The following is a 23,578-nucleotide window of genomic DNA, read 5'->3' on the forward strand; positions in this document are numbered from 1 at the left end:
CCCCGGGGCCGGCCCCCCGGCCGCCCGCGGCCTGCGCCGCTTCACCCGCTCCCGCGCGCCGCGCCCCGAGGTCTGCGAGCTGTGCGGCACCCCCGTCGCCGAGGACCGCCACCGCCACCTGGTCGAGACGGAGAAGCGGACCCTGGTGTGCGCCTGCACCCCCTGCGCCCTCCTCTTCGACCGGCCGGGCGCCGGCGCCGGCCGCTACCGCACCGTCCCCGACCGCTACCTCGCCGACCCGGCCCACCGGCTCGACGACACCGCCTGGGAAGCCCTGCGGATCCCCGTCGGCGTCGCGTTCTTCTTCCGCAACGCAGCCCTCGACCGGCTCGTCGCCCTCTACCCGAGCCCCGCCGGCGCCACCGAGAGCGAACTCGACCCCGACACCTGGCAGGCCGTGCTCGGCGCGGGCCGCCTCGCCGCACTCCTCGAACCCGACGTGGAGGCGCTCCTGCTGCGCCACACCCCGGACCGCACCGAGTGCCACCTCGTCCCCATCGACATCTGCTACGAACTCGTCGGCCGCATGCGCCTGCTGTGGCAGGGCTTCGACGGCGGCCCGGAGGCCCGCGCCGCCCTCGACGCCTTCTTCCGGCACGTCGAACGGCGCGCCACACCCCTGCCCGCCGCCGACCCCGGGCGGGGGCGGCCGTGACCGAACTCGCCTTCACCTGCACCGGCGTCCGCAGCGACCCGTACGCCGCCGGCCCCACGCTCGTCTTCCGGCTCCGCATCACCGCCTCCGGCGGCGGCCCCGTCCACGCCCTGGCCCTGCGCTGCCAGCTGCGCATCGAACCGGCCCGCCGCGCATACGGCAGTGGCGAGGCCGAAGCGCTGCACGACCTGTTCGGCGACCGCTCCCGCTGGGGCAGCACCCTGCAACCGATCCAGTTCGCCCAGGTCGCCGTCATGGTGCCCGGCTTCACCGGCGAGACCGAGACCGACGTCCCCGTCCCCTGCACCTACGACACCGACGTCGCGGCCTCCCGCTACCTGGCCGCCCTCGACGACGGCGACGTGCCGCTGCTGATGCTGTTCTCCGGCACCGCGTTCACCGGAGCGGGCGGCTTCCGCGTCGAGCCGGTTCCCTGGGACCGCGAGGCCCGCTGCCCGATGCCCGTCGCCGTCTGGCGGGAGATGATCGAGCAGCACTTCCCCGGCTGCGGCTGGCTGCGCCTGCGCCGCGACACGATCGCCGAACTCCTCGCCTACCGCTCCCGCCTGGCCCTGCCTTCCTGGGAGGAGACCGTACGGGCCCTGCTCGACGCCGCCCGCGCCGCCGACCCGGAGCCCCAGGGGCCCGCCTGGGCGGGCGCCGTGCTGCCCCGCACCGGAGAAAGGACGGCCCCGTGACCGCGCCCGCCCCGACCGCCTCCCGCTTCGGCCACGCCCGGCAGGTCGCCGACGCCGTGCTCTTCGAGGGCTACGTCCTCTACCCCTACCGGGCCTCCGCCGCGAAGAACCGGATGCGCTGGCAGTTCGGCGTCCTCGTCCCGCCCGCCTGGGGCCCCGCCGGCGGCGAGCCCTCCGCCCAGCACACCGAACTCGTCATGGAGCCCCGCGGCGACGCCGAACTCGCCGTCGAACTGCGCTTCCTGCACGCCCGCCGCCGCACCGTCGAAGAGGCCCGCGCCGACGGCTCGTTCGCCCCCGTACCGGAACTGCGCCTGCCCGACCGGGTCCTCGTCCCCTGGGACGAGGGAACCGAGGAGACGGTCCGGATGACCGTCCCGGTCGCCGACCTGGAGGCCGGAGTGGTCGAGCTGCCGTTCGCCCGGCCGGCCGCCGAGGAGGCCGAACCCGTCTCCGACGCGGCCGGCCGGCAGGCGGGCCGGCTCGTCCGGCGCGCCGAGCGCCTCGACGGCGTCCTGCGGCTGCGCGCCGAGCAGCTCGACCTGCCCTACCGCGCGCTGAAGCTGACCGCCACCGTCGACAACACCAGCGACTGGCAACCGCCCCCGGGCGCCGGCCGCGAAGCCGCCCTGGCCCGTTCCCTCGTCGCCGCCCACCTGCTGCTCGGCCTGAGCGCCGGATCGTTCCTGTCCCCGACCGACCCGCCCGAATGGGCCCGGGCGGTCGTCGCGGACTGCGCGAACCGGCACACCTGGCCTGTCCTCGCCGGCGACGGCGGCCGCGCCGACGTCGTCCTGTCCTCCCCGATCATCCTGGAGGACCACCCGCGCATCGCCCCCGAGAGCGCCGGCGCCATGTACGACGCCACCGAGATCGACGAGATCCTCGCCCTGCGCACCGCGGCCCTGACCGACGAGGAGAAGCGCGAGGCACGCGGCACCGACCCGCGGGCGGCCGCCGTCATCGACCTCGCCGACACGATGCCCCCCGAGGTGCTCGACCGCCTCCACGGCGCCGTCCGCGCCTTCCGGGAGGCCACCGCGCCGGCCGGCGGCGCACCGCCCGCCGACGGGCAGGATCCTCGGCGGCCCGGCACCCCCTGGTGGGACCCCGCCGGGGATCCGGCCGCCCCGGCACCCGAGCGGGTCGTGGTCGGCGGCGTCCCCGTCGGCCCCGGCAGCCGCGTCGTGCTGCGGCCGGGCCTGCGCCGCACCGACGCCCAGGACCTCTTCCTCCTGGGCAGCACCGCCCTCGTCGAGGCCGTCCTGCACGACGTCGACGGGGCCGTCCACCTCGCCGTCACCGTCGACGGCGACCCCGGGGCGGACGTCCGCCGCGCCCAGGGCCGCTTCCTGTACTTCCAGCCCGACGAGGTCACCCCCCTGGAGGACGCGTGAGCGGCCGCACCCTGGTCGCCGGGATCGGCAACGTCTTCCTCGGCGACGACGGCTTCGGCGTCGAGGCCGTCCGGCGGCTCGCCGAACACGCCGCGGACCTCCCCGAGGGCGTCGAGACCGCCGACGTCGGGGTCCGCGGCGTCCACCTCGCCTACCGGCTCCTCGACGGGTACGACACCCTCGTCCTGGTGGACGCCACCGCCCGCGGCGGCGAACCCGGCACCCTCTACCTGATCGACGCCGCCGCCGCCACCGGCGGCGCCGCCCCGCCCGGCACCGTCCTGGACGCGCACCGGATGACCCCCGACACCGTCCTCGCCCTGCTGGACACCCTCTGCGCCGGCACCGGCGCCGCCCCGCCCCGCCGCATCTGGGTCGTCGGCTGCGAACCCGCCTGCCTGGACGAGGGCATCGGCCTGAGCCCGCAGGCGGCCGCCGCCGTCCCGGAGGCCGTCCGGACGGTGCTCGACCTCGTCCACCGCACGCCCGAGCAGACCCCCGACGGCGACCTGGTGCCGTGACCGGCACCGGGCGCCGCCGCGAACAGAGGAGGACCACGTGAAGAAGGCCATCATCTGCGGTGCGGCCGCGGTCGGCACCACCCTCGCCGCCGCCCTGCTGAAGGCGTTCCTGCCCGACGTCCGGCGCTACCTCCACATCCGCAGGATGTGACCGGCGGGCCGCCGCCGCGGGCCGCACGGCCCGACACCGGTGCGCCGTCCCGCGGCCGAACGGAGGACGCCGGGCACGGCGTACCGGCGCGCCCGGCCCCCGCGCCTCCGCGCCCGCCGTCTAATGGGGCCCGGCAGGACGGAGTCCCATGCACGAGATGTCGATCGCCATGGCCGTGGTGGCCCAGGTCGAGGAGGCCGCCGCTTCCGCGGGGGCGACCGCCGTCGCCGAAGTCCGCCTGCGGGTGGGCGAGCTGGCCGGCGTGGTGCCCGACGCCCTCGCCTTCTGCTTCGAACTCGTCTGCGCCGAAACCCTCCTGGCGGGCGCCGCCCTGGCCGCCGAGCCCGTCCCCGGCCGCGCCCGCTGCGGCGCCTGCACCGCCGAGTGGCCCACGGGCATGCCGCCCCTGCTGGTCTGCCCCGACTGCGACCGGGCCGACGGCGTCGCCCTGCTCGCCGGGCGGGAGTTGGAGATCGCCGGCGTCCGCTGGGAGGACCGCCCGGCACCGGACGCCGCCCCCACCCGCGAACCCATCGTCGAGGAGCACTGAAGCATGTGCCGTGTGGTCGACCTCCAGCAGGCGGTCCTCGCCAAGAACGCCTCCGCCGCGCAGGCCCTGCGCACCGCGCTCGCCGCCCGCGGGACCGCCGTCGTCAACCTGCTGTCCAGCCCCGGCAGCGGCAAGACCGCCCTCCTGGAACGGGAACTCGGCCTCGCCCGCGAGCGCGGCGTGCCCGTCGCCGCCCTCACCGCGGACCTGGCCACCGAGAACGACGCGACGCGGCTGGCCCGTTCGGGGGTCCCCGTCAAGCAGGTCCTCACCGACGGGCTGTGCCACCTGGAGGCGCACATGCTCGGCCGCCACCTCGACGGCTGGCTCCCCGACGGCACCCGCCTGCTGTTCGTCGAGAACGTCGGCAACCTCGTCTGCCCCGCCTCCTACGACCTCGGGGAGTCGCTGCGCGTCGTCCTCGCCTCGGTCACCGAGGGCGAGGACAAGCCGCTGAAGTACCCCACCGCCTTCGGCCTCGCCCACCTGGTCGTGGTGACGAAGACCGACATCGCGGAGGCGGCCGCCTTCGACGAGGACGCCTTCCGGGCGAACGTCCGCCGGGTCAACCCCGGCGTGGAGGTGCTGCAGACCTCCGCGCGCACCGGCGAGGGCGCCGGCGCGCTGCTCGACCGCGCCCTGGCGGCGGCGGACGGCGGGCCCGTCCACGCCCCCGTCATGGCCGGCCGGCAGCCCGCCCACCCGCACGGCCACGACCACGGCGGCCACGACCACGGCGAGCACGACCACGGCCACCGGGACCACCCCGGCGGCGGTCCCGGCGAGGACGCCGGACGCCCCCGGCCCGCCACCGCGCCGACCCGATGACGGAGGCCGTGCAGCGCCGTCGGGTCGTCGTGCGCGGCGTCGTCCAGGGCGTCGGCTTCCGGCCGTACGTGTACACCCGCGCCACCGGGCTCGGACTCGCCGGGCACGTCACCAACACCCCCGACGGCGTCGTCGCCGAGGTCGAGGGCGCGCCCGACGCCGTGTCGGCCTTCTGCGAGCGGCTCGCCGCCGAGGCCCCGCCGCTGGCCGTCGTCGACGCCGTCGACCACTGCGAGGTGCCCGTCGCAGGCGGCGCCGGCTTCACCATCGCCCCCTCCCGCACCGGCGGACCCTCCCGCACCCTCGTCTCCCCGGACACGGCCACCTGCGCCGCCTGTCTCGCCGAGCTCGCGGACCCCGCCGACCGGCGGTACCGGCACCCCTTCATCACCTGCACGCACTGCGGCCCCCGCTTCACCATCGTGACCGGGCTGCCGTACGACCGGGCGCACACCACCATGGCCCGCTTCCCCATGTGCCCCGACTGCGCCCGCGAGTACGCCGACCCGTCCGACCGCCGCTTCCACGCCCAGCCCGTCGCCTGCCCGGCCTGCGGACCGCGGCTGCGCCTCCTCGCCGGAACCCCGCCGCGGGAGGCCGCCGAAGCGGGGGACCCGGTGGCGCAGGCCCGCCGCCTGCTCGCCGAGGGCGCCGTCCTCGCCGTCAAGGGCCTCGGCGGCTTTCACCTCGCCTGCGACGCCGCCAACGCCGCGGCGGTCGCCGCGCTGCGCCGCCGCAAGGGGCGCGGGGACAAGCCGTTCGCCCTGATGGCCCGCGGCACCGCCGACCTGGCCGGCCTCGTACGGATCGGCCCCGCCGAACACGCCTTGCTGACCGGCCCGATCCGGCCCGTCGTCCTGCTGCGCCGCCTCCCCGGCGCGGCGGCCGCCGGCGGGGTGCGCGTCGCCGACGCCGTCGCCCCCCGCTGCCCCGACCTCGGCGTCATGCTCCCGTACACGCCCGTGCACCACCTGCTGCTCGGCCTGCCCGGCGACCCGCCCGGCCCCCGCCTGCTCGTCATGACCAGCGGCAACCTGTCCGGCGAGCCCATCGTCACCGACGACGCCGAGGCCCTGGAGCGCCTCGCCGGCCTCGCCGACGCCTGGCTCACCCACGACCGCCCCATCCACGTCCCGTGCGACGACTCCGTCGTCCGCGTCTGCGACGGCGAGCCCCTCGTCCTGCGCCGCGCCCGGGGCCACGCCCCGCTGCCGCTGGAGCTGCCGCTGCCCGTGCCGCCCGTACTCGCCGCCGGCGGCGACCTGAAGAACGCCTTCTGCCTCGGCGAGGGGCGCAGGGCCTGGCTGTCCGCGCACATCGGCGACATGGACGACCTCGCCACGCAGACCGCCTTCGAGCGGGCCGAAGCGCAGCTGGAGTCCATCACCGGCGTCCGCCCCGCCCTCCTCGCCGCCGACCGGCACCCCGGCTACCGCTCCACCGCCTGGGCCCGCCGCGCCGCCGGGGACCGCCTGCTCACCGGAGTGCAGCACCACCACGCGCACATCGCCTCCGCCATGGCCGAGCACGGCCTCGACGGGCGGCAGCGCGTCATCGGCTTCGCCTTCGACGGCACCGGGCACGGGGACGACGGCGCCGTGTGGGGCGGCGAGGTGCTCCTGGCCGACTACGCGGGGCACCGGCGCTTCGCGCACCTGGCGTACGTTCCGCTGCCGGGCGGCGACGCCGCGGTGCGGCGGCCCTACCGCATGGCCCTCTCCCACCTGCGGGCCGCCGGACTGCCCTGGGCGCCGGACCTCCCCTGCACCGGCGCCTGCCCCATTGAGGAACTGCGCGTCCTGGAGCGCCAGTTGGAGCGCGGCCTGCACTGCGTCCCCACCTCCAGCATGGGCCGGCTCTTCGATGCCGTCTCCTCGCTCGCCGGGGTCTGCCACCACGCCGGATACGAGGCCCAGGCGGCGGTCGAGCTGGAGGCCGCCGCCCTCGCGGCCCCCGGGCCCGCGTCCTCCTCCGCCGCCGGGTACGCGTTCGCGCTCCGTGCCCCGGCGGCCGGGGACGCGCCGGTGACCGCCGACCCGGCGCCCCTGCTGGCCGCCGTGGTCGCGGACCTCCGCGCCGGGACCCCGCCGCCGCTGATCGCGGCCCGCTTCCACACCGCTGTGGCGGAACTCGTCGCCGACCTCGCCGTCCTGGCCCGCGAACGGCACGGCCTCGGCACCGCCGCCCTGACCGGCGGTGTGTTCGCCAACACCGTGCTCTCCTCCGCCTGCGCCCGCCTGCTGCGCGGCCGCGGCTTCACCGTCCTGCGCCACCACCGCGTCCCGCCGAACGACGGCGGGCTGGCCCTGGGCCAGCTGATGGTCGCGGCGGCCGGAAACCGGCACCACCCACAGCAAGGAGGAGGCCATGTGCCTGGCGGTACCCGGCAGAGTGCTTGAGATCGGCGAGCGGGACGGCACCCGCATGGCGAGCGTCGACTTCGGCGGCGTCGTCAAGGAGGTGTGCCTGGAGTACCTGCCCGACCTCCGGGTGGGCGAGTACGCCGTCGTCCACGTCGGGTTCGCGCTCCAGCGGCTCGACGAGGAGTCCGCCCGGCGCACCCTGGAGCTCTTCGAGGAGCTCGGCATGCTCCAGGAGGAGTTCGGCGACCCCTGGGAGCGGGCGGCGGCCGAGGCGGGCGTACAGGAAAGCACCTCCGGCGCAGGGCCGGAGGCCGAGGGGACGGCGCGGGAGGCGCGGCAGCGGTGAAGTACATCGACGAGTTCCAGGACCCCGGGCTGGCCCGCCGGCTCCTGGACGACATCCGGGCCTCCGTGACGCGGCCGTGGGCGCTGATGGAGGTGTGCGGCGGCCAGACCCACACGATCATCCGGCACGGCATCGACCAGCTCCTGCCCGAGGGCGTCGAGCTGATCCACGGCCCCGGCTGCCCGGTGTGCGTGACGCCGCTGGAGGTCATCGACAAGGCCCTCGCCATCGCCGCCCGCCCCGAGGTGGTCTTCTGCTCCTTCGGGGACATGCTCCGCGTCCCCGGAACCGGCAAGGACCTCTTCCGGGTCCGCAGCGAGGGCGGCGACGTCCGCGTCGTCTACTCCCCGCTCGACGCCCTGCGCATCGCCCGCGAGAACCCCGACCGGCAGGTCGTGTTCTTCGGCATCGGCTTCGAGACCACCGCCCCGCCCAACGCCATGACGGTGTACCAGGCGCGCAAGCTCGGCATCCGCAACTTCAGCCTGCTCGTCTCGCACGTACGGGTCCCCCCGGCGATCGAGGCGATCATGCAGTCGCCGAGCTGCCGCGTGCAGGGCTTCCTGGCCGCCGGGCACGTGTGCAGCGTCATGGGCACCGCCGAGTACCCCGAGCTGGCCGACCGCCACCGGGTGCCCGTCGTCGTCACCGGCTTCGAACCCCTCGACATCCTCGAAGGCGTCCGCAGGGCCGTGCGCCAGCTGGAGCGCGGCGAGCACACCGTCGAGAACGCCTACCCGCGGGCGGTGCGCCCCGAGGGCAACCCGGCCGCCCTCGCGATGATCGAGGACGTCTTCGAGGTCACCGACCGGGCCTGGCGCGGCATCGGCACCATCCCCGACAGCGGCTGGCGGCTCTCGGAGCGCTACCGGGAGTACGACGCCGAGCACCGCTTCCCGGTGTCCGGCATCACCACCCGCGAGCCCGCCGCCTGCCGCAGCGGCGAGGTCCTCCAAGGGCTCCTCAAGCCGCACCAGTGCGAGGCGTTCGGCACCGCCTGCACCCCGCGCACCCCGCTCGGCGCCACGATGGTCTCCAGCGAGGGCGCCTGCGCCGCGTACTACCTCTACCGGCGCCTGGGCACGGCGCCGCCCGCCCGCACCCCGCAGCCCGCACCGCAGCCCCCTCTGGAGGCGAGCCCCGTTGTCTGACACCGTCCTCGACGTCGCCGGCTGGACCTGCCCGGCACCCCTGCGCGACCACCCCCGCGTGGTCATGGGCCACGGCGGCGGCGGAGCGCTCTCCGCCGAGCTCGTCCGGCACGTCTTCGCCCCCGCCTACGGCGGCGAGGTGCTGGCCGGGATGGGCGACAGCGCGGCCGTCACGCTGGGCGGTGCCCGCCTCGCCTTCTCCACCGACTCCTACGTGGTGCGGCCGCTGTTCTTCCCCGGCGGCAGCATCGGGGACCTCGCGGTCAACGGCACCGTCAACGACCTCGCCATGAGCGGGGCCCGGGCCGCCTACCTGTCCTGCGCCTTCATCCTGGAGGAGGGCGTCGAGACCGCCACGGTGGCCCGGGTCGCCGAGGCCCTCGGCGCCGCCGCGCGGGCCGCCGGCGTCGAGGTCGCCACGGGCGACACCAAGGTCGTGGAGGCCGGCCACGGCGACGGCATCTACATCACCACGGCCGGCATCGGGCTCGTCCCCGACGGGGTGGACCTGCGCCCGCAGCGCGTGCGGCCCGGCGACGCGGTCATCGTCAGCGGCGAGATCGGCGCGCACGGGGTGGCCGTGATGAGCTGCCGCGAGGGCCTCGGCTTCGACGTGGAGACCGTCAGCGACTGCGCCCCGCTCATCGGGCTCGTCGAAGCGATGCTCGCCGTCACGCCCGACCTGCACGTGCTGCGGGACCCCACGCGCGGCGGGCTGGCGGCGGCGCTCGGCGAGATCGCCGCCGCCTCGGACACGGGCGTGGTCCTCGACGAGGGGCGGGTGCCGGTCCCGGAGCCGGTCCGCAACGCCTGCGCCATCCTGGGCCTGGACCCCTTCTACGTCGCCAACGAGGGCAAACTCGTGGCGTTCGTACCGCCCGGACACGCGGACGCCGTCCTGGAGGCGATGCGCGCCCACCCGCTCGGCCGGCACGCGGCGATCGTGGGCCGGGCCGTGGAGGAGCACCCCGGCATGGTCGTGGCGCGCACCGGGCTGGGCGGTACGCGCGTGCTGGACCTGCCGCTGGGGGAGCAGCTGCCCCGGATCTGCTGACGGCCGCGCCGGTCCGCCGCGCCCGTCCACGGGGCGCGGCGGACCGGCGGCCGGTGCCGGCGGGCCGGAGTCAGGGGAGTTCGGTGATGAACGGCAGGCAGTCCTCGTGGCCGTCCGCCGGCACCACGACGTAGCTCGCCTCGGGCAGCTCGTTCCACAGCCCCGGCAGGTCTCCCAGCGGCTCCGAGACCACCAGCCGCGTGTCGTCGGAGACCTCGCGCAGGTAGGGCAGCTCCGGGTACAGCTCCCGCACGGTGTCGGCCCGGCTGCTGTAGAACAGCGAGCGCGACCTGCCGGAGCTGGAGTAGCGGAACGCCCACACCCGGTCTCCGTCGCTGACGGCGACCGTCATCTGGAGCGGGTCGGCGACGCCGTGCTCCTTGCCCACCCGCTCGACGAGCCCCGCCATGCGGGCGACCGCCCCGGGCACGTCCTGGTCCAGGCCGAACGTGACGGCCAGGTAGAACATCACCTCGGAGTCCGTCGACCCCTCGATGCAGGGGAAGAGGGCCGGGTCGACGGCCATGCACAGGTCGCGCTGGAGGCGCTGGAAGTCGGTGATGGCCCCGTTGTGCATCCACAGCCAGCGGCCGTGCCGGAACGGGTGGCAGTTCGTCTGCTGGATGGCGGAGCCCGTCGAGGCCCGTACGTGGGCGAAGAACAGCGGGGAGCGGATGTGGGCGGCGAGCTCGCGGAGGTTGCGGTTGCTCCAGGCCGGCCCGATGTCGCGGAACACCGCGGGGGTGCCGTTCGCGGCCGCGTCGGTGCTGTACCAGCCGATCCCGAAGCCGTCGCCGTTGGTCGTCTCCACTCCCATCCGAGCATGCAGGCTCTGGTTGATCAGTGAGTGTTCCGGCTGGTAGAGAACCGCGTCCAACAGCAGCGGCGAGCCGGAATAGGCCAGCCATCGACACATGCGCATCATCCCTCTCCTGCACCCCGTCCGAGCCTAACGCGGCACGGCGCCGCGTGCGCCGTGCGGACCGGCGGCCGGAGTACGGCCTGCCCGGACGGGCGGGTCCGCGGGGTTCCGGTCAGAGTACGCGGGCGGCGCGTGCGGCCCGGCCGGCCGCGGCCGGGGGAGCGGGGCTGATGGGCGGGGTGCGGGGCGGTGGAGGCGGGCGCGGAATTCGGCCAGCCGGAGTGGCCGGAGGCGGTTGGCCGTATCGGCACCTTTCCGCGCCGGCAAAACCCGTGGTGGCATGTCCATGCCGAAATTCGGGAACGGGCACCGGAGGAATGGGGAAAATCCAGATGGCGATCCGCAGATTGACCGTCGCCGCGGCACTGGCGGCGCTCACCGCTCTGGCCGCACCGGCCCACGCCGACACCGACACCCCGCCGCCGGGGAGAATCACCGTCGACGTGGTCGGCGTCAACGGATCCGGATGCCCCCAGGGCACCGCCACCGTCGCCGCCGCCTCCGACAACACCTCCTTCACGGTCACGTACAGCGACTACCTCGCCCAGACCGGTGCCGGCTCCGGCGGCACCGACTTCCGCAAGAACTGCCAGCTCGCCCTGCGCGTCCACGTCCCGCAGGGCTTCACCTACGCCATCGCCCGCGCCGACTACCGCGGCTTCGCCCACCTCCAGCGCGGCGCCTACGGGCAGGAGCGCGCCAACTACTACTTCCAGGGCATGGCGCAGACCGCCCGCACCCTCCACCAGTTCCACGGTCCGTACTCCGACAACTGGCAGGCCACCGACCAGACCGACTACGCCGACCTGGTCTGGGCCCCGTGCGGCGAGGAGCGCAACCTCAACGTCAACAGCGAGCTGCGCGTCTACCCCGGCACCTCGAACCCGCAGTCGCTGAGCTTCATGAGCATGGACTCCACCGACGGCAGCGTCAGCACGGTCTACCACTTCGCCTGGAAGACCTGTCCCGGGTCCTGACCCGGCGGGAGCACCGGCCCACCCGAATCACGGTCAGGAGCGACGACGATGTCCCCTTCCCTGTCCCGCACCCTGCTCACCGGCGCGGCGGCCGCCGTCCTCGCCGCCGCGGCGACCACCCCGGCCGGCGCCGCCGGCCACACCCCGCAGATCACCGCGCCACCCGACAAGATCGTGATCGAGCTCGCCACGGTCAACGGATCCGGATGCCGCGAGGGCACCGCCGAGGTGGCCGTGGCCCCCGACAACACGGCCTTCACCGTCACCTACAGTGACTACCTGGCGCAGGTCGGCCCCGGCGCCCCGCCAACCGCGTTCCGCAAGAACTGCCAGCTGAACCTGCGGGTCCACGTGCCCTCCGGATTCACCTACGCGATCGTCCAGGCCGACTACCGCGGATTCGCATTCCTCCAGCCCGGCGCATGGGGCCAGGAACGCGCGAACTACTACTTCCAGGGAATGCCGCAGACGACGCAGCGCACCCACCAGTTCAACGGACCCTTCAACGACAACTGGCAGGCGACCGACCGCACCGAATACGCGGACCTCGTCTGGGCGCCCTGCGGCGAAAAGCGCAATTTCAACATCAACACCGAACTGCGGGTGAATGCCGGCACCTCCAACCCGCAGGCCGCGACGAGCTTCATGACGATGGACTCCACCGACGCCGGCGTCAGCACCCTGTACCACCTCGCCTGGCAGGCCTGCCCCGCCCCCCGGTAGACGGCCCGCCCGGCGCGGTACCGGGCGCTGCACCCGCGACGCCGCGGGTGCAGCGCCCACCCACGTCCGCGTCACACCATCGGCAGCAGGCGCGCCGGGGTCCGCGGCGCCGCGGCGGACACCGCCGCCGCAGGGCCGGCCTCCGCCGCCTCCGGGGCGAGCGCACTGCCCGCCAGCCAGGCCTTCCAGTCCAGGTTCCAGTCGCCGAACCCGTTCGCGAACGGCTCCATCGGCTCACCGCCGCTGTTGACCACCTCCACGATGTCCCCGATCCGCACCGTGTCGAAGAACCAGGCCGCGTCCGCCGTGCTCATCCCCGTACAGCCGTGGCTGACGTTCTCCCGCCCCTGCGCGTCCACCGACCACGGCGCCGCGTGCACGTACTCGCCGCTCCAGGTCACCCGTGTCGCGTAGCGCACCGACAGGTCGTAGAACTCGCTCGTGCCGCGCCCGATGCCGACCGTGTCCCCGCGCATGCGGACCCGCGCCTCCTGCCCCAGCACCACCTTGATGCCGCTGCGGGTGCGGAAGCCCTCCTTGCCCGTGGTCACCGGGATCGTCCGCAGCACCCGGCCGTTGCGGCGCACCGTCATCAGGTGCGCCGCGGAGTCCGTCAGGGCCTCGACCCGGTCCCCGATGGCGAACTCCACCGGCTCCGACGGCCCGCCGTGGCCGTGCTCGCCGAGGTCCACCCCGTCCAGCCCGCTGCGCACCCGCACCACCGCGTGCGCGGGCCAGTACGCACGCGGCCGGTAGTGCAGCGTCGAGGGGTCCACCCAGTGCCACGCCCCCTGCACCGCCGGCTCCGATGTGACCTCCAGCGACCGCTCGACCCTGGCCCGCGCCTCCCGGTCCGCCGCCGGGATCGGCCGGCTCAGCGAGGCCGTCACGATCTGCCCCGCCCCGTACGTGCCGGGCCGCGGCCCGAACCCGGCCGTCACCCGGCCGCCCTTCGGAGCGGGCGCCGTACGGAACGCCATGGTCGCCCCGACCGGCGTGCCGGCCGCGTCCTGCGCCCCGACGTGCACCGTGTACAGCTCGCCGGCCCGCAGCGGCTCGGTGTTGTTCCAGTGCAGGCCCTTCGGCGAGAGGACGCCGCCGACGTGCCGGCCGTGCGCGTCCTGCACGGTGACGTCGGTCAGCAGCCCGGGACCGGCCAGCCCGATCTCCAGCGGGCCGCCCGGGTCGGTCGGCAGCACCACCGTGCGCGCCGTGCGCACGGCGCCGCGTCCGCGCGGCTCGCGCAGCACCGCGCCCGCGCCGTCGGCGGTGGCCCTGACCCGCTGCTGCCGCCAGCCCGGGCACAGGCCGGCCCGGCCCCCCGCGGCGGCGCAGCCCGCCGCGGATCCGCCGCCCTCTTGAAGCGCCCTGCCCACCAGCAGCACCACGCCGGCCGAGGCGGGTGCGGCGCCGCCGTCCGCGGGCCCCCGGGGTGCGCTGCCGGGAGCCGCGGCGACGAGCAGGGCGGCGCCCGTCACGGCGGCGGCGACGCTCCACGCCCGGCTCCGCCGGGACCGGGAGGGGCCGGGCGACCGCCGTTCGGGTGCATCCTGCGGCGGTTGCGCGGCCAGTGGTTCCCGTGGTGGGTGCGGTGCGGAGTGTGTCGGAGACATCGGGATGCGGCCCTCCCAGATCGCCCATGGCCGGATGGGAGCATCAAAGACGACCGCGGGCCGAAAGGATGATCATGCGCTCGGGGGGTGGGGCCGAACGGGAGCCGAAGAGCACCCGTACGGAGCAGCCACCCGGCAGCGCTCCGGCCACCGGGGCGGGGCCGGCGCCGTCACGCGGCGGCCCGCACGTGACGGCGCGTCATGTGGCGGCCGTCACGTCCGCGTACGGGCCCAGGTACGCGAAGGCGCCCGACCGGACCCGGTACAGGTGCGCGACGCGCAGCCCGGCGAGCGTCCGCGTCGTGGCGTCGAAGGCCAGCGGCTTGGCCAGCCCCTCGTAGGAGGTGCGGAAGATCCGCCGCGACAGCCCCGGCCGGTCGCGGCCCTCCTCGCCCAGCGCGGCCAGGGCGGCCGCGACCAGGCCGAGCGCATCGTGGGCCTCGGCGGCCCACCGGGCCGGCGGCGCCCCGTACGCGGCCCGGTGCGCGGCGGTGAAGTCGGCCGCGGCGGGCACGGCCGACGGCTCCGTGAAGAACGCGCCGAACACCCACTCCTCCGCCGCCCCGCCGGCCGCCTCCAGGAAGGCGGGGGCCATCACCCGGCCCGTCGCCATCCGCGGACCCGCGAACCCGGCACCGGCCAGGGTCCGCGCGAACCGGCCGGCGACCCCCGCGGACGTCCCCGCGAAGACCGCGGCCTGCGCTCCCGCCCGCACGATCGCGTCCACGACCCCCGCCAGGTCGGCTGCGCCCGCCGCGCCCGGGATCCGGTGGACGCTCACGGTGCCCTGCGACGGGGGTGTGTGCCGGAGCATGCGGGTGAGCTCCCAGTCCGTCTCCGCCGCGCCCTCCTGCTCGACCACCGCGGTGTGCGAGACGGGACGCACCCGCGACAGGTAGTGCAGCACCGGCAGGGAGATCTCCTCCGGCTTCCCGCGCGTGTCGCACACCGTCCGCCAGTCGGACTGGGCCGCCGCCCCGCTGTGGACGGACACGGGCAGCAGCAGCAGGTCCGCGGCCAGGCAGGCGGCGGCCAGGGCGGGCACGGCGTCCTGCGCGGTGGGGCCGACGACCGCGACCACCGACGGGTCCGCCACGAGCCCCCCGATCACCTGCGCGGCCCGCGCGGGGTCGCCGCCGTCGTCCGCGGCGCGGACGGCCAGCCGGAACGGGGCGCCGCTGCGCGCGTTGTGCCGGTCCGCGGCCAGCCGCAGACCCCGCTCGTGCGCCTGCCCCTCGGCCTTCCCCGGCCCCGACAGGTCGGCCTGGAGGGCCACGGTGAACACCGGTCCGACCGCCGCGCCGCGCGCGGCGGCCCCGCCCGGTCCACGGCCGCGCGCGGCCAGCCACGCCGGTGGAACCGCCGCCGCGGCCACCGCCCCGCCGACCGCCAGAAGGCGCCGCCGGGTCAGCCGGCCGCTGCCCGGCCCCCGCACGCCGGAAGGCGCCTGCGGCCCGTCGAGGCGGGTGGGCTCGGGGGCGGGCAGCTCCAGGGCGCGGGTGGAGCGTTCGGCGATCAGCCGCGGCAGCGGCGGCGGCAGCCAGTCCGCGCCGTCCGCGCCGCTCCCGCCGTCCCCGCAGGCCGGCTCCGTGCCGCCGCCGAGTGCCTCCCGCAGCCGCAGGGGGAGCGGCCGCACGGCCGGGTCCTTCGCCAGGCACGCCGCGACGGCCTCCCGGAGCTCCGCGGGGACCCCGTCCAGCACCGGCTCGTCGTGCACCGTGCGGAAGACGACGGCGGCGGCGTGCCCGCCGCCGAACGGCCCCCGCCCGGTCGCGGCGAACACCAGCACACAGCCGAGGGAGAACACGTCCCCCGCAGGCCTCGGCGCCCCCGCACCCGCCCGCGCCTGCTCCGGCGGCAGGTAGCCCGGCGTCCCGACGACCGCGTCGGCCGCCGTCAGCGTCGTCGCCCCGACCGCCCGCGCGATCCCGAAGTCGATCAGCCGCGGCCCGTCCGGCGCGAGCAGGATGTTCCCCGGCTTGACGTCGCGGTGCACCAGCCCCGCCGCGTGCACCTGCTCCAGGGCCTCGGCCAGCCGCACCCCCAGAGTCCGCACGCTCCCCGCCGGCAGCGGCCCGTGGGCGCCCACCGCCTCGGACAGCGACGGCCCGGGCACGAACGGCGTGGCCAGCCACGGCTCGGGCGCCTCCGGATCCGCGGCGACCACCGGCACCACCCACCGCCCGGACAGCCCCGCCGCGGCCTGCGCCTCCCGCCGGAACCGGGCCCGGAACGCAGGGTCCGCGGCGTGGTCGGCCCGGATCACCTTCACCGCGAGCAGGACGCCCGCCGGGGACCGGCCCAGGTACACGGTGCCCATCCCGCCCGAACCGAGCCGTCCGAGGAGCCGGTGCCCGCCGACCGACGCCGGGTCGGCGGGCAGGAGCGGGCGCACCCGCTACCCGGCCGACTCGCGGACGGCCGGACCCACGAACCGTATCCGGCCGCCCTCCACCCGGTGCAGGAAGTAGATGTTCCCCTTCACCTGCCGCTGCTCGTCGTACGCGTACTCCTTCGCCAGGCCCTGGTAGGTGCCGCCGGGCAGGGCCGCCAGCAGCTCCGCGCGGGTCGGGCGGGCGCCGCCCCGCGCGGCCGCCGCCGCGGCCAGCCGGTCGATGACCTGGGCGGCCGTGTCGTACGCCTCGACCGTCCAGATGCCCGGCGCCTCCCCGTACGCGTCCCGGTGCGCCTTGGCGAGCTGCGCGGTCCGCGGCGCCTCCGGGCCGGTGTACGGGGTGAGGAACTGCCAGCCCTCGGCGGCCGCCCCCGCCTGCGCGAGGAACTCCTGGCCCGCGATCCCGTAGTCGGCGGCGCGCGGCCCGCGGAACCCGGCGTCGGCCAGCAGCCCCGCCGTCTTCGCCGCGCCCGCCGGGGTGCCCGTGTAGAAGAACCCGTCGACGCCGTGCGCGAGCATGTCGGCGACGACCTGCGGCAGGGCCTGCGCGCCCCGCGGCACGACCCGCGCGTACGCCGTCGCCGCCGGGTCGGCGGAGCCCAGGGTGCGGCTGAGCAGCAGCACCGCCTGCCACCCCTCGGAGTCGCCGTCGCGGTCGCACAGCAGGCCCAGGCGCCGCGCCCCCTGGCCCCGGACGAGCTGCAGGCCGACGGCGGAGCCCTGGCCGAGGGACAGCGCGGAGTTCTGGAAGAAGCTCCGCCGGTCCGCCACCCCGAACGAGGTGCCGAGCGCCGACACCGTCAGCACGGGCAGCGCGGCCTCCCCGTACGGCTCCAGACAGGCCATCACCGAGGCGTTGGCCGTCGGGCCGACCACCGCGAGGACGTCCCGGTTGCCGACCAGCCCGGCCGCGGCGGCGGCGCTCCTGTCGGCGGCACCGCCGTCGTCCGCGGTGACCACCCCGAGCGTGAACGGCCGCCGCGCACGGGAGTTGAAGTCGGCTACGGCCAGCCGCACCCCGCGCTCCTGCGCCAGCCCGGCAGCCTTGTGCGGCCCCGACAGGTCGGCGTGCACTCCGAGCAGCCACCGCCGCCCGCCCGCCGCGCCGGAGGCCCCGCTGCCGCCGCGCAGGGACAGCCAGGCGGCGGCCCCGCCGCCGACCGCGGCCAGGGCGCCCGCCGCGCCGAGCGCCAGCAGCCGCCGCCGCGTCGGACCGCGCCCGCCGGCCGCGGCGGCGCCGGGTGCCGAGTCGGCGACGGTCTCCTCGATCCCCGGCAGGGCCAGCAGCGCGGCCGCCCGCTCGGCGATCACCGCCACGACCGGGTCGGGCAGCCACCCGGTGCCCGCTCCCGGCGCGTCCTCGGTCAGCGCCCCGTCCACCTCACGGGCCGTGGGCCGCTCCTCGGGGTGCTTGGCGAGGGCCCTGCGCAGCAGCGCGGCCAGCTCCGGATCGGCGAGGACCTCCGGCCCGAACTCCGGCTCGTCGTGGACGGTGCGGTACAGCACCGCCTCCGCCGCGCCCGTACCGAACGGCAGCCGCCCCGTGGCCGCGTACGCGAGCAGGCAGCCCAGCGAGAACACGTCCCCGGCGGGCTCGGCGGGCAGCCCCCTGGCCTGCTCGGGGGAGAGGAACCCCGGAGTGCCGATGACGACGTCCGTGGAGGTCAGGGCGGTGTGCTCGCCGCCGCGCGCGATCCCGAAGTCGATCAGCCGCGGGCCGTCCATGCCGAGCAGCACGTTCGCGGGCTTCACGTCCCGGTGGACCAGGCCCTGGCCGTGCATCACCCCGAGCGCCCCGGCGAGCGCCTTCCCGAGGAGCCGGACGGCGCGCAACGGGAGCGGGCCGTGCGCGGAGACGGCCTCCGCCAGCGAGGGGCCGGGGACGAACGCGGTGGCCAGCCACGGCTCGGCCGCGTCCGGGTCGGCCCCGGTGACCCGCACCGCCCACGGGCTGTCCACGCGGGCGGCGATGGCCGCCTCACGCCGGAACCGGGCGCGGAAGTCGTCCTCGTCGGCGTGCTCCGCGCGGATGACCTTGACCGCGGCGAGCGCCCCGTCGTCCGTGCGGCCGAGGTAGACGACGCCCATGCCGCCCGCACCGAGCCGCCCCAGCAGGCGGTGCCCGCCGAGCCGTGAGGGGTCCGCGGGGTGGAGCCGCTCCATCAGCCCTCCTTCGCGAGCGCGCCGTGTGCCTGGAGCATCATCCGGCTGGTCCCCTGCACGACCAGTGCCCGAACGGCCTGCGCGGTGACCCCGGCCGCGCCCCGGCCGGCGACCGCCATCGTGACCGGGCCGAACTGCCCCTGCGACCACACGTACGGGTGCGGCCCGCCGTCCTCCTCGCCGACGTACTCGCCGGACTCGCTGAACGCGTCCTCCGTCCAGCCGTTCAGCTGCTCCCCCAGGTAGAGCGAGGCGCCCCACAGGTTCTGCAGCCGCTCTCCGGCGCCCAGGACCTGCTGCGGGCAGCGCAGCACCTCCTCCATGGCCTGAGCGGTCTCCCAGCCGGATCCGGACGGGTCGCGGTGGACGGTGACCGTGGCGCTGATCCGCACCCGGCCTCGGCCGTCGCCGGCCGGGATGTGGAAGTAGCGGGTCCGGGTGGCGAGCACGCCGGGCGGCAGGCCGGAGGTCTGCCACACGCAGTCGGCGTCGAGAACGGGCCAGCGGCCCGGCCGGCTTTCGAAGGGGGAGCTGCGCCGCACGTCCGGGCCGAACGCCTCCGTGTCGACCAGGACCCGGTCGAGGAGCGCCCGGGCCGCGGCGGCGTCGGCCGGCTGCTTGGCCGGGTCGAACGCGGGCACGGCGGACGGGGCGGCGCCGCCGCCCGGCTTGCCGGACGGGTCGGGTCTGCCGGACGGGGCCGGCGCGCCGGCGGTGGCCCCGCCCGAAGCCGCCGGCGGACGCGGGGACCCGCCCGGACCGCCCTCCGCGTCCGGTGTCCCCTCCGCGGCGCACCCGGCCAGGGCCAGCAGGGCCGCGGCCGCCGTCGCGCAGCCGCGGGCTCGCAGTCCGCCCGGACGTCCGAATACCCCCGACCCCGTCACGGCGGAGATCGTACCCCGCACATCCGCGTGTCAAGTGCCTTACGGGCGAAGATCGTTGGCCTGAAGGGCAGCCGAACGGGGCGCCACGGCCCGGGAGTCGGGGCCGCGGACCCGCAGGGCGACACGGGGGACCGGGCGGTCAGTCCACCGGTCGGGCGCGCACCACACGGGCCGGGCTCTGCCCGCCGCCGGAGGCCAGGACGCGGACTTCCCCGCGGTCGCTGATCTCGGCGCGCACGATGCCGGTCGGGTCCTCGTACACCGGGTGCCCGCCGGGGCCCGACAGGCCCGTCGCGGTCACGACCACCACGTCCTCCCGGCCGTCCGGTTCCTCGGAAAACACCAGCTCGAAGCGCTGGGAACTCATCCGCGCCCTCCTTCGCCGAGCGAACCGAGCGTCTCCTCCCATGATGCGCGCCCACCGCCGGGGCCGCATCGCACCCGGCCGACGCCGCGGCCGCGACGGGCGGGGGCGCCGGGACGGCCGGCGGCGCGCCCGCCGGCCGTCCCGAAGCCGCCTTGCCGCCTCACTCGAACCGGGACGGGTCCCCGGCGCCGTGGCGGACGACCTCGGGCGCGCCGCCGGAGAAGTCGACGACGGTCGTCGGCTCCGTCCCGCAGTCGCCCGAGTCGACGACGATGTCCACGGAGTGCTCCAGCCGCTCCTTGATCTCCCAGCCGATCGTGAGCGGTTCGCTCTCGTCGGGCAGCAGCAGGGTGCTGGACAGCAGCGGCTCGCCCAGCTCGGCGAGGAGCGCCTGCGTGACGGTGTGGTCGGGGATGCGCACGCCGACGGTCTTCTTCTTCGGGTGCAGGAGCTGCCGCGGCACCTCCCGCGTCGCCGGGAGGATGAAGGTGTAACTGCCGGGCGTCGCCGCCTTGATGGCGCGGAAGACGTCGTTGCCGATGTTGACGAGCTGCCCCAGCTGGGCGAAGTCCCGGCACACCAGGGTGAAGTGGTGCCGGTCGTCGAGGCGGCGGATGGACCGGATCCGGGCCAGGCCCTCCCGGTTGCCGAGCTGGCAGCCCAGCGCATAGCAGGAGTCGGTGGGGTACGCCACCAGCGCCCCCGAGCGGATGCTGTCCGCGACGCCGCTGATCGTGCGCTGCTGCGGGTTGTCGGGGTGGACGTCGAAGTACTTCGCCATCCGCCGAGCCTACGCGATCGGCCGCGCCCCCGCCGCCGCTGCCCGGCCCGCTCCCCGGCGGCCCCGGGGGGCCGCCGGGCGCATGCTGGAAAGGGGCCGCCGCCCCGCGGCCCCGCCGGCCCGGCATCCGACCGGCCGCGACACCCGGGAGGCGGCGATGAGCACGAATCCGGACCCGCACCTCGCCATGGTCCGCCCCGTCACGCCCCGCACCCCCGAAGGCTGCGAGGACTGCCTGCGCCTCGGCTCCCCGTGGGTGCACCTGCGGCTGTGCCTGGTCTGCGGCCGCGTGGGCTGCTGCGACTCCTCGCCGATGCGGCACGCCCGCGCGCACGCGACGGACACGGGACACGCCGTGGTCCGCTCCTTCGAACGCGGCGAGGACTGGCGCTGGTGCTTCGTCCACGAAGCCCTCGTGTGAGCCGGGGCCGCTCCGTTCTAGCGGGCCGCGGGCCGCGGCTGCTCGCGGATCGCGCGGACGAGGCCCGCGACCAGCTCGGCGCGCTCCACCATGGTGTCGACCAGCACGTACTCGTGGTCGGCGTGGGCGCCGCCGCCGACCGCGCCGAGGCCGTCGAGGGTGGGCACGCCGAGCGCGGCCGTGAAGTTGCCGTCGCTGCCTCCGCCGACGGCCCTGCCCTCCAGCGACGGCAGCAGCCCCTTCGCCAGGGCGAACAGCTCGGCCGACGCCGCCTCGGGCATCGGCGGCCGGCCGACGGCGCCGCTCACCGTGATCTCCGCCTCCGGCAGGTGCGGGACGAGGGAGGCGAACGCGGACTCGATGCGCTCCTTCTCGTCCGCCGTCTCCACCCGGACGTCCACCACGATGCTCGCCTCCGCCGGGACGACGTTGTCCAGCGTGCCCGCGGACGCGACGGTCGGGGTGACGGTGGTGCCGGCCTCCGGCCGGCCGAGCGCGGTGATGTCCAGTACCTGGTGCGCCGCTTCCACGAGGGCGTTGACCCCGGCGGCCGGTTCGAGCCCTGCGTGCGAGGCGCGGCCTGCGACGGAGACGTGGAAGGACCCGCAGCCCTTCCGGCCGGTCTTCAGCGCCCCGCCGTCGGCGGCTCCCTCCACGACGAGGACGGCGCCGCAGGCCTGCGCCCGCTCCTCGATCAGCGCCCGCGAGGTGTGCGAGCCGACCTCCTCGTCCGCTGTCACCAGGATCTCCACGCCCGACGGGTCGCCGAGGCCCGCGATGCCGTGCACCGCCTGGACGAGCCCGCCGAGCATGTCGAACACGCCCGGCCCGGTCACCCGCCCGCCCTCGACGGCGAACGGCCGCCGCTCCAGGGTGCCCAGCGGGAACACCGTGTCGTGGTGGCCGAGGACCAGCACGCGCGGTTCCCCGCCGCCCGACCAGTGGACGTGCGGACCGGCCTCGCTGTCGACCAGGACGGCCTGCCCGCCGAGCCGGCCCTCCAGGACCCCCGCGACCGCCTTCGCCGACGCGGTCAGCGCCTCGACGTCCCGTGACGGGGACTCGACTTCGACGAGTGTCCTGAGGTCTTCGAGCATCGCTTCGACACGTACGCGGCCGGTCCTGTGCATCGTCATGCCGCAAGGGTACGCAGCGCTCCGCCTCCGGCCGGGCCCCGCCTTTGCCGCGCAGGGCGCGGCAAAGCGTCATCGAACGCCCCGAATGCGCCAACCTGCCGCCGGAGGACCCCCGGAGGGACTGCCCGCCGTGTCCCTGGGTAGTTGAATGCGTTGTACACCTTGATCTTGTTGATGTGTTGATGTGGGGAGGGTTTCCCGTGGCCGAACCGAAGGCTGTCCAGGACAGCGGATGGGCCCCGGACGCGAGAGCCTCGGCGGGCACCGCCGTCGTGCTGACCTCGCTCCTGTTAGGCGTCGACGCCGCCGCCGGCTTCACCGACTGGCCGCGCACGGCGGTCTGGGCGGGGCTCGGTGCCGTCCTCTTCGTCGTCCTGTGGCCCACCCGGGTCAGCGCCGCCCCCGGGCGGCTGACCACCCGCGGCCTCGTCCGCAGGCGCCGGGTCCGCACCGACCGGCTGGCCTCGGTGGTCTGGCACGACGGGCTGGCGCAGCGGCTCGTCCTGACCGACACCGACGGCAACCGCGTCGAGCTCGACCCGCGGGTCCTCACGGCGAACCCCCCGCTGTGGCACCGAGTCGGCCAGGACATCGACACGAGCGTCGCCCGCGGAACCCTGGCCGAGGGCGTGGCGCCGATGCGCCGGCTCTCCCGCCTGATCGACAGCGAGACGGCGCAGGCGGTCTTCCGGGTCTCCGCCCTCTCCTGACGGGCCGACACCGCCCGCGGCCGGCCCCGCCCGAACCCGCGCCTCACGCGTTTGCGTCACCGTTGCGGCCCGCGCCCGCCCCGCACGGGTGAGCCTTTCCCCCGTCCGGCCCGCAGCGGGCGCCGGTCTGCGTCCCGCGGCCGGTGCGCCGTGGTTGCATCGCCTGTCGACGGACCGGACGGAGGGCGTTGACCATGACCCGAGACCGACGGCCCGGCGGGGAAGCCCCCGCCGGCACATCCAGGCGCCGGCTGCTGACCGCAGCGGCGCTCGCACCCGTACTCGCCGGATCCGCGACGGCCACCGCTGCCGCAGCCGGCACCGCGGCCGGGACCGCCGCCCGGACCCCGATCGAGCCGGTGCCCACCACCGACGCCGACTGGGTGGGCGTCGCGGCCGCCCTGGGGCGCCCCGGACGCCTCATGTCCGGCCTCGTCTACCGGGTCGCCTTCCCGCGCCGCGACCTGACCGTCGTCTCCCAGGGCGTCACCGTCCACCCGGGGCTGGCGCTCAGCTCCTACGCCGCCTTCACCCCGTACGCCGACGGGATGACGGTGGTGCGCGGCGACCTCGTCGTCGTCGAGGCGGAGCTCCAGCGCGCCACCGACGCCCTGCACGCGAACGGATTCGGCCAGACCGCCATCCACAAGCACCTGCTCGCCCACGAACCCGACGTGTGGTGGACCCACTTCCACGCGATGGGGCACGACGCCGTCGAGGCGGCCCGCGGACTGCGGGCGGTCCTCGCCGCCACCGGCACCCCGCCCGCGGC

General features: G+C 76.3%; 24 protein-coding genes. 16 read left to right on the forward strand and 8 right to left on the reverse strand.

What is annotated here, in order from left to right; translation table 11 throughout:
* Positions 1-31: 31 nt before the first annotated feature.
* The 11 genes from EF903_RS10090 to hypE all read left to right on the forward strand — a co-directional run bounded on the left by EF903_RS10090 (position 32) and on the right by hypE (position 9,714).
* Entirely contained in the window at positions 32-655 is a 624-nt protein-coding gene (locus EF903_RS10090) for a DUF5947 family protein (protein ID WP_125542876.1), read from the forward strand.
* Positions 652-1,353: a DUF6084 family protein gene (locus EF903_RS10095; protein ID WP_125542856.1), complete on the forward strand. Its 702-nt coding sequence runs from the start codon at positions 652-654 to the stop codon at positions 1,351-1,353. Before EF903_RS10090 ends, EF903_RS10095 begins: the two co-directional genes overlap by 4 nt.
* Positions 1,350-2,750, forward strand: a complete 1,401-nt coding sequence (locus tag EF903_RS10100) for a hypothetical protein (protein WP_125542857.1) — start codon at positions 1,350-1,352, stop codon at positions 2,748-2,750. Before EF903_RS10095 ends, EF903_RS10100 begins: the two co-directional genes overlap by 4 nt.
* Positions 2,747-3,271 (forward strand): hydrogenase maturation protease, encoded by a 525-nt coding sequence (locus EF903_RS10105; protein WP_125542858.1) that lies wholly within the window; start codon positions 2,747-2,749, stop codon positions 3,269-3,271. The genes EF903_RS10100 and EF903_RS10105 overlap by 4 nt, the downstream gene beginning before the upstream one ends.
* A gap of 37 nt (positions 3,272-3,308) precedes the next feature.
* Positions 3,309-3,422 (forward strand): DUF6893 family small protein, encoded by a 114-nt coding sequence (locus EF903_RS36075; protein WP_390336176.1) that lies wholly within the window; start codon positions 3,309-3,311, stop codon positions 3,420-3,422.
* A gap of 148 nt (positions 3,423-3,570) precedes the next feature.
* Entirely contained in the window at positions 3,571-3,972 is a 402-nt protein-coding gene (locus tag EF903_RS10110; RefSeq protein ID WP_125542859.1) for a hydrogenase maturation nickel metallochaperone HypA, read from the forward strand.
* Positions 3,973-3,975: 3 nt separating this feature from the next.
* Positions 3,976-4,800, forward strand: a complete 825-nt coding sequence (hypB, locus tag EF903_RS10115) for a hydrogenase nickel incorporation protein HypB (RefSeq protein ID WP_125542860.1) — start codon at positions 3,976-3,978, stop codon at positions 4,798-4,800.
* Positions 4,797-7,199, forward strand: a complete 2,403-nt coding sequence (hypF, locus tag EF903_RS10120; RefSeq protein WP_125542861.1) for a carbamoyltransferase HypF — start codon at positions 4,797-4,799, stop codon at positions 7,197-7,199. Before hypB ends, hypF begins: the two co-directional genes overlap by 4 nt.
* Positions 7,168-7,509 (forward strand): HypC/HybG/HupF family hydrogenase formation chaperone, encoded by a 342-nt coding sequence (locus tag EF903_RS10125; RefSeq protein ID WP_125542862.1) that lies wholly within the window; start codon positions 7,168-7,170, stop codon positions 7,507-7,509. The genes hypF and EF903_RS10125 overlap by 32 nt, the downstream gene beginning before the upstream one ends.
* Positions 7,506-8,660 (forward strand): hydrogenase formation protein HypD, encoded by a 1,155-nt coding sequence (hypD, locus tag EF903_RS10130; protein ID WP_125542863.1) that lies wholly within the window; start codon positions 7,506-7,508, stop codon positions 8,658-8,660. Before EF903_RS10125 ends, hypD begins: the two co-directional genes overlap by 4 nt.
* Positions 8,653-9,714, forward strand: a complete 1,062-nt coding sequence (gene hypE, locus EF903_RS10135) for a hydrogenase expression/formation protein HypE (RefSeq protein ID WP_125542864.1) — start codon at positions 8,653-8,655, stop codon at positions 9,712-9,714. The genes hypD and hypE overlap by 8 nt, the downstream gene beginning before the upstream one ends.
* Positions 9,715-9,784: 70 nt before the next feature.
* Here hypE and EF903_RS10140 read toward each other — a convergent pair whose 3' ends face one another.
* The gene (locus EF903_RS10140; protein WP_125542865.1) at positions 9,785-10,630 is read right to left on the reverse strand and encodes a class II glutamine amidotransferase; all 846 of its coding nucleotides are present in this window, start codon (positions 10,628-10,630) and stop codon (positions 9,785-9,787) included.
* A 338-nt stretch (positions 10,631-10,968) separates the two neighbouring features.
* On the opposite strand from EF903_RS10140, the gene EF903_RS10145 reads away from it, so the two are divergent.
* Positions 10,969-11,613, forward strand: coding sequence for a DUF4360 domain-containing protein (locus EF903_RS10145; protein WP_125542866.1), 645 nt, complete (start codon positions 10,969-10,971; stop codon positions 11,611-11,613).
* 48 nt (positions 11,614-11,661) lie between these two features.
* Positions 11,662-12,336 carry a DUF4360 domain-containing protein gene (locus EF903_RS10150; RefSeq protein WP_260615048.1) on the forward strand — a complete coding sequence of 225 codons (675 nt, stop codon included), beginning with the start codon at positions 11,662-11,664 and terminating at the stop codon, positions 12,334-12,336.
* Positions 12,337-12,407: 71 nt separating this feature from the next.
* On the opposite strand, the gene EF903_RS10155 is transcribed toward EF903_RS10150, so the two are convergent.
* From EF903_RS10155 to EF903_RS10180, 6 genes are all read right to left on the reverse strand, one after another.
* Positions 12,408-13,814 (reverse strand): Ig-like domain-containing protein, encoded by a 1,407-nt coding sequence (locus EF903_RS10155; RefSeq protein ID WP_260615049.1) that lies wholly within the window; start codon positions 13,812-13,814, stop codon positions 12,408-12,410.
* 334 nt (positions 13,815-14,148) lie between these two features.
* Positions 14,149-16,344 carry a bifunctional serine/threonine-protein kinase/ABC transporter substrate-binding protein gene (locus EF903_RS10160; protein ID WP_125542867.1) on the reverse strand — a complete coding sequence of 732 codons (2,196 nt, stop codon included), beginning with the start codon at positions 16,342-16,344 and terminating at the stop codon, positions 14,149-14,151.
* Between the two features lie 3 nt (positions 16,345-16,347).
* Positions 16,348-18,507 carry a bifunctional serine/threonine-protein kinase/ABC transporter substrate-binding protein gene (locus EF903_RS10165; RefSeq protein WP_125542868.1) on the reverse strand — a complete coding sequence of 720 codons (2,160 nt, stop codon included), beginning with the start codon at positions 18,505-18,507 and terminating at the stop codon, positions 16,348-16,350.
* The gene (locus EF903_RS10170; protein WP_125542869.1) at positions 18,507-19,391 is read right to left on the reverse strand and encodes a hypothetical protein; all 885 of its coding nucleotides are present in this window, start codon (positions 19,389-19,391) and stop codon (positions 18,507-18,509) included. The genes EF903_RS10165 and EF903_RS10170 overlap by 1 nt, the downstream gene beginning before the upstream one ends.
* Positions 19,392-19,530: 139 nt before the next feature.
* Positions 19,531-19,758, reverse strand: a complete 228-nt coding sequence (locus tag EF903_RS10175; RefSeq protein ID WP_125542870.1) for a DUF6296 family protein — start codon at positions 19,756-19,758, stop codon at positions 19,531-19,533.
* A gap of 160 nt (positions 19,759-19,918) precedes the next feature.
* Positions 19,919-20,539, reverse strand: coding sequence for an L-threonylcarbamoyladenylate synthase (locus tag EF903_RS10180; protein ID WP_125542871.1), 621 nt, complete (start codon positions 20,537-20,539; stop codon positions 19,919-19,921).
* Between the two features lie 157 nt (positions 20,540-20,696).
* On the opposite strand from EF903_RS10180, the gene EF903_RS10185 reads away from it, so the two are divergent.
* A complete protein-coding gene (locus EF903_RS10185; RefSeq protein WP_125542872.1) occupies positions 20,697-20,960 on the forward strand; it encodes a UBP-type zinc finger domain-containing protein in 264 nt (87 codons plus the stop codon).
* A gap of 17 nt (positions 20,961-20,977) precedes the next feature.
* Here the strand turns inward: EF903_RS10185 and EF903_RS10190 are convergent, their stop codons facing one another.
* Positions 20,978-22,096, reverse strand: coding sequence for a M20 family metallopeptidase (locus EF903_RS10190; protein WP_125542873.1), 1,119 nt, complete (start codon positions 22,094-22,096; stop codon positions 20,978-20,980).
* A gap of 200 nt (positions 22,097-22,296) precedes the next feature.
* On the opposite strand from EF903_RS10190, the gene EF903_RS10195 reads away from it, so the two are divergent.
* Complete coding sequence (locus EF903_RS10195) at positions 22,297-22,806, forward strand: hypothetical protein (RefSeq protein WP_125542874.1); 510 nt, start codon at positions 22,297-22,299, stop codon at positions 22,804-22,806.
* 194 nt (positions 22,807-23,000) lie between these two features.
* A partial coding sequence (locus tag EF903_RS10200) for a DUF1259 domain-containing protein (protein ID WP_125542875.1) occupies positions 23,001-23,578 on the forward strand: 578 nt, incomplete at its 3' end.

It is taken from the genome of Streptomyces sp. WAC05292, from assembly GCF_003949955.1.
GTDB lineage: Bacteria > Actinomycetota > Actinomycetes > Streptomycetales > Streptomycetaceae > Streptomyces > Streptomyces globosus.

What these genes read in the sequence shown, in the direction of transcription:
- EF903_RS10150 (WP_260615048.1), top strand. Translation starts at nt 11,662, where the DNA reads ATGTCCCCTTCCCTGTCCCGCACCCTGCTCACCGGCGCGGCGGCCGCC.
- EF903_RS10185 (WP_125542872.1), top strand. Translation starts at nt 20,697, where the DNA reads ATGAGCACGAATCCGGACCCGCACCTCGCCATGGTCCGCCCCGTCACG.
- EF903_RS10140 (WP_125542865.1), bottom strand. Translation starts at nt 10,630, where the DNA reads ATGTGTCGATGGCTGGCCTATTCCGGCTCGCCGCTGCTGTTGGACGCG.
- EF903_RS10145 (WP_125542866.1), top strand. Translation starts at nt 10,969, where the DNA reads ATGGCGATCCGCAGATTGACCGTCGCCGCGGCACTGGCGGCGCTCACC.
- EF903_RS10190 (WP_125542873.1), bottom strand. Translation starts at nt 22,096, where the DNA reads ATGACGATGCACAGGACCGGCCGCGTACGTGTCGAAGCGATGCTCGAA.
- EF903_RS10110 (WP_125542859.1), top strand. Translation starts at nt 3,571, where the DNA reads ATGCACGAGATGTCGATCGCCATGGCCGTGGTGGCCCAGGTCGAGGAG.
- EF903_RS10175 (WP_125542870.1), bottom strand. Translation starts at nt 19,758, where the DNA reads ATGAGTTCCCAGCGCTTCGAGCTGGTGTTTTCCGAGGAACCGGACGGC.
- hypF (WP_125542861.1), top strand. Translation starts at nt 4,797, where the DNA reads ATGACGGAGGCCGTGCAGCGCCGTCGGGTCGTCGTGCGCGGCGTCGTC.
- hypB (WP_125542860.1), top strand. Translation starts at nt 3,976, where the DNA reads ATGTGCCGTGTGGTCGACCTCCAGCAGGCGGTCCTCGCCAAGAACGCC.
- EF903_RS10125 (WP_125542862.1), top strand. Translation starts at nt 7,168, where the DNA reads ATGTGCCTGGCGGTACCCGGCAGAGTGCTTGAGATCGGCGAGCGGGAC.
- EF903_RS10165 (WP_125542868.1), bottom strand. Translation starts at nt 18,507, where the DNA reads ATGGAGCGGCTCCACCCCGCGGACCCCTCACGGCTCGGCGGGCACCGC.
- EF903_RS10180 (WP_125542871.1), bottom strand. Translation starts at nt 20,539, where the DNA reads ATGGCGAAGTACTTCGACGTCCACCCCGACAACCCGCAGCAGCGCACG.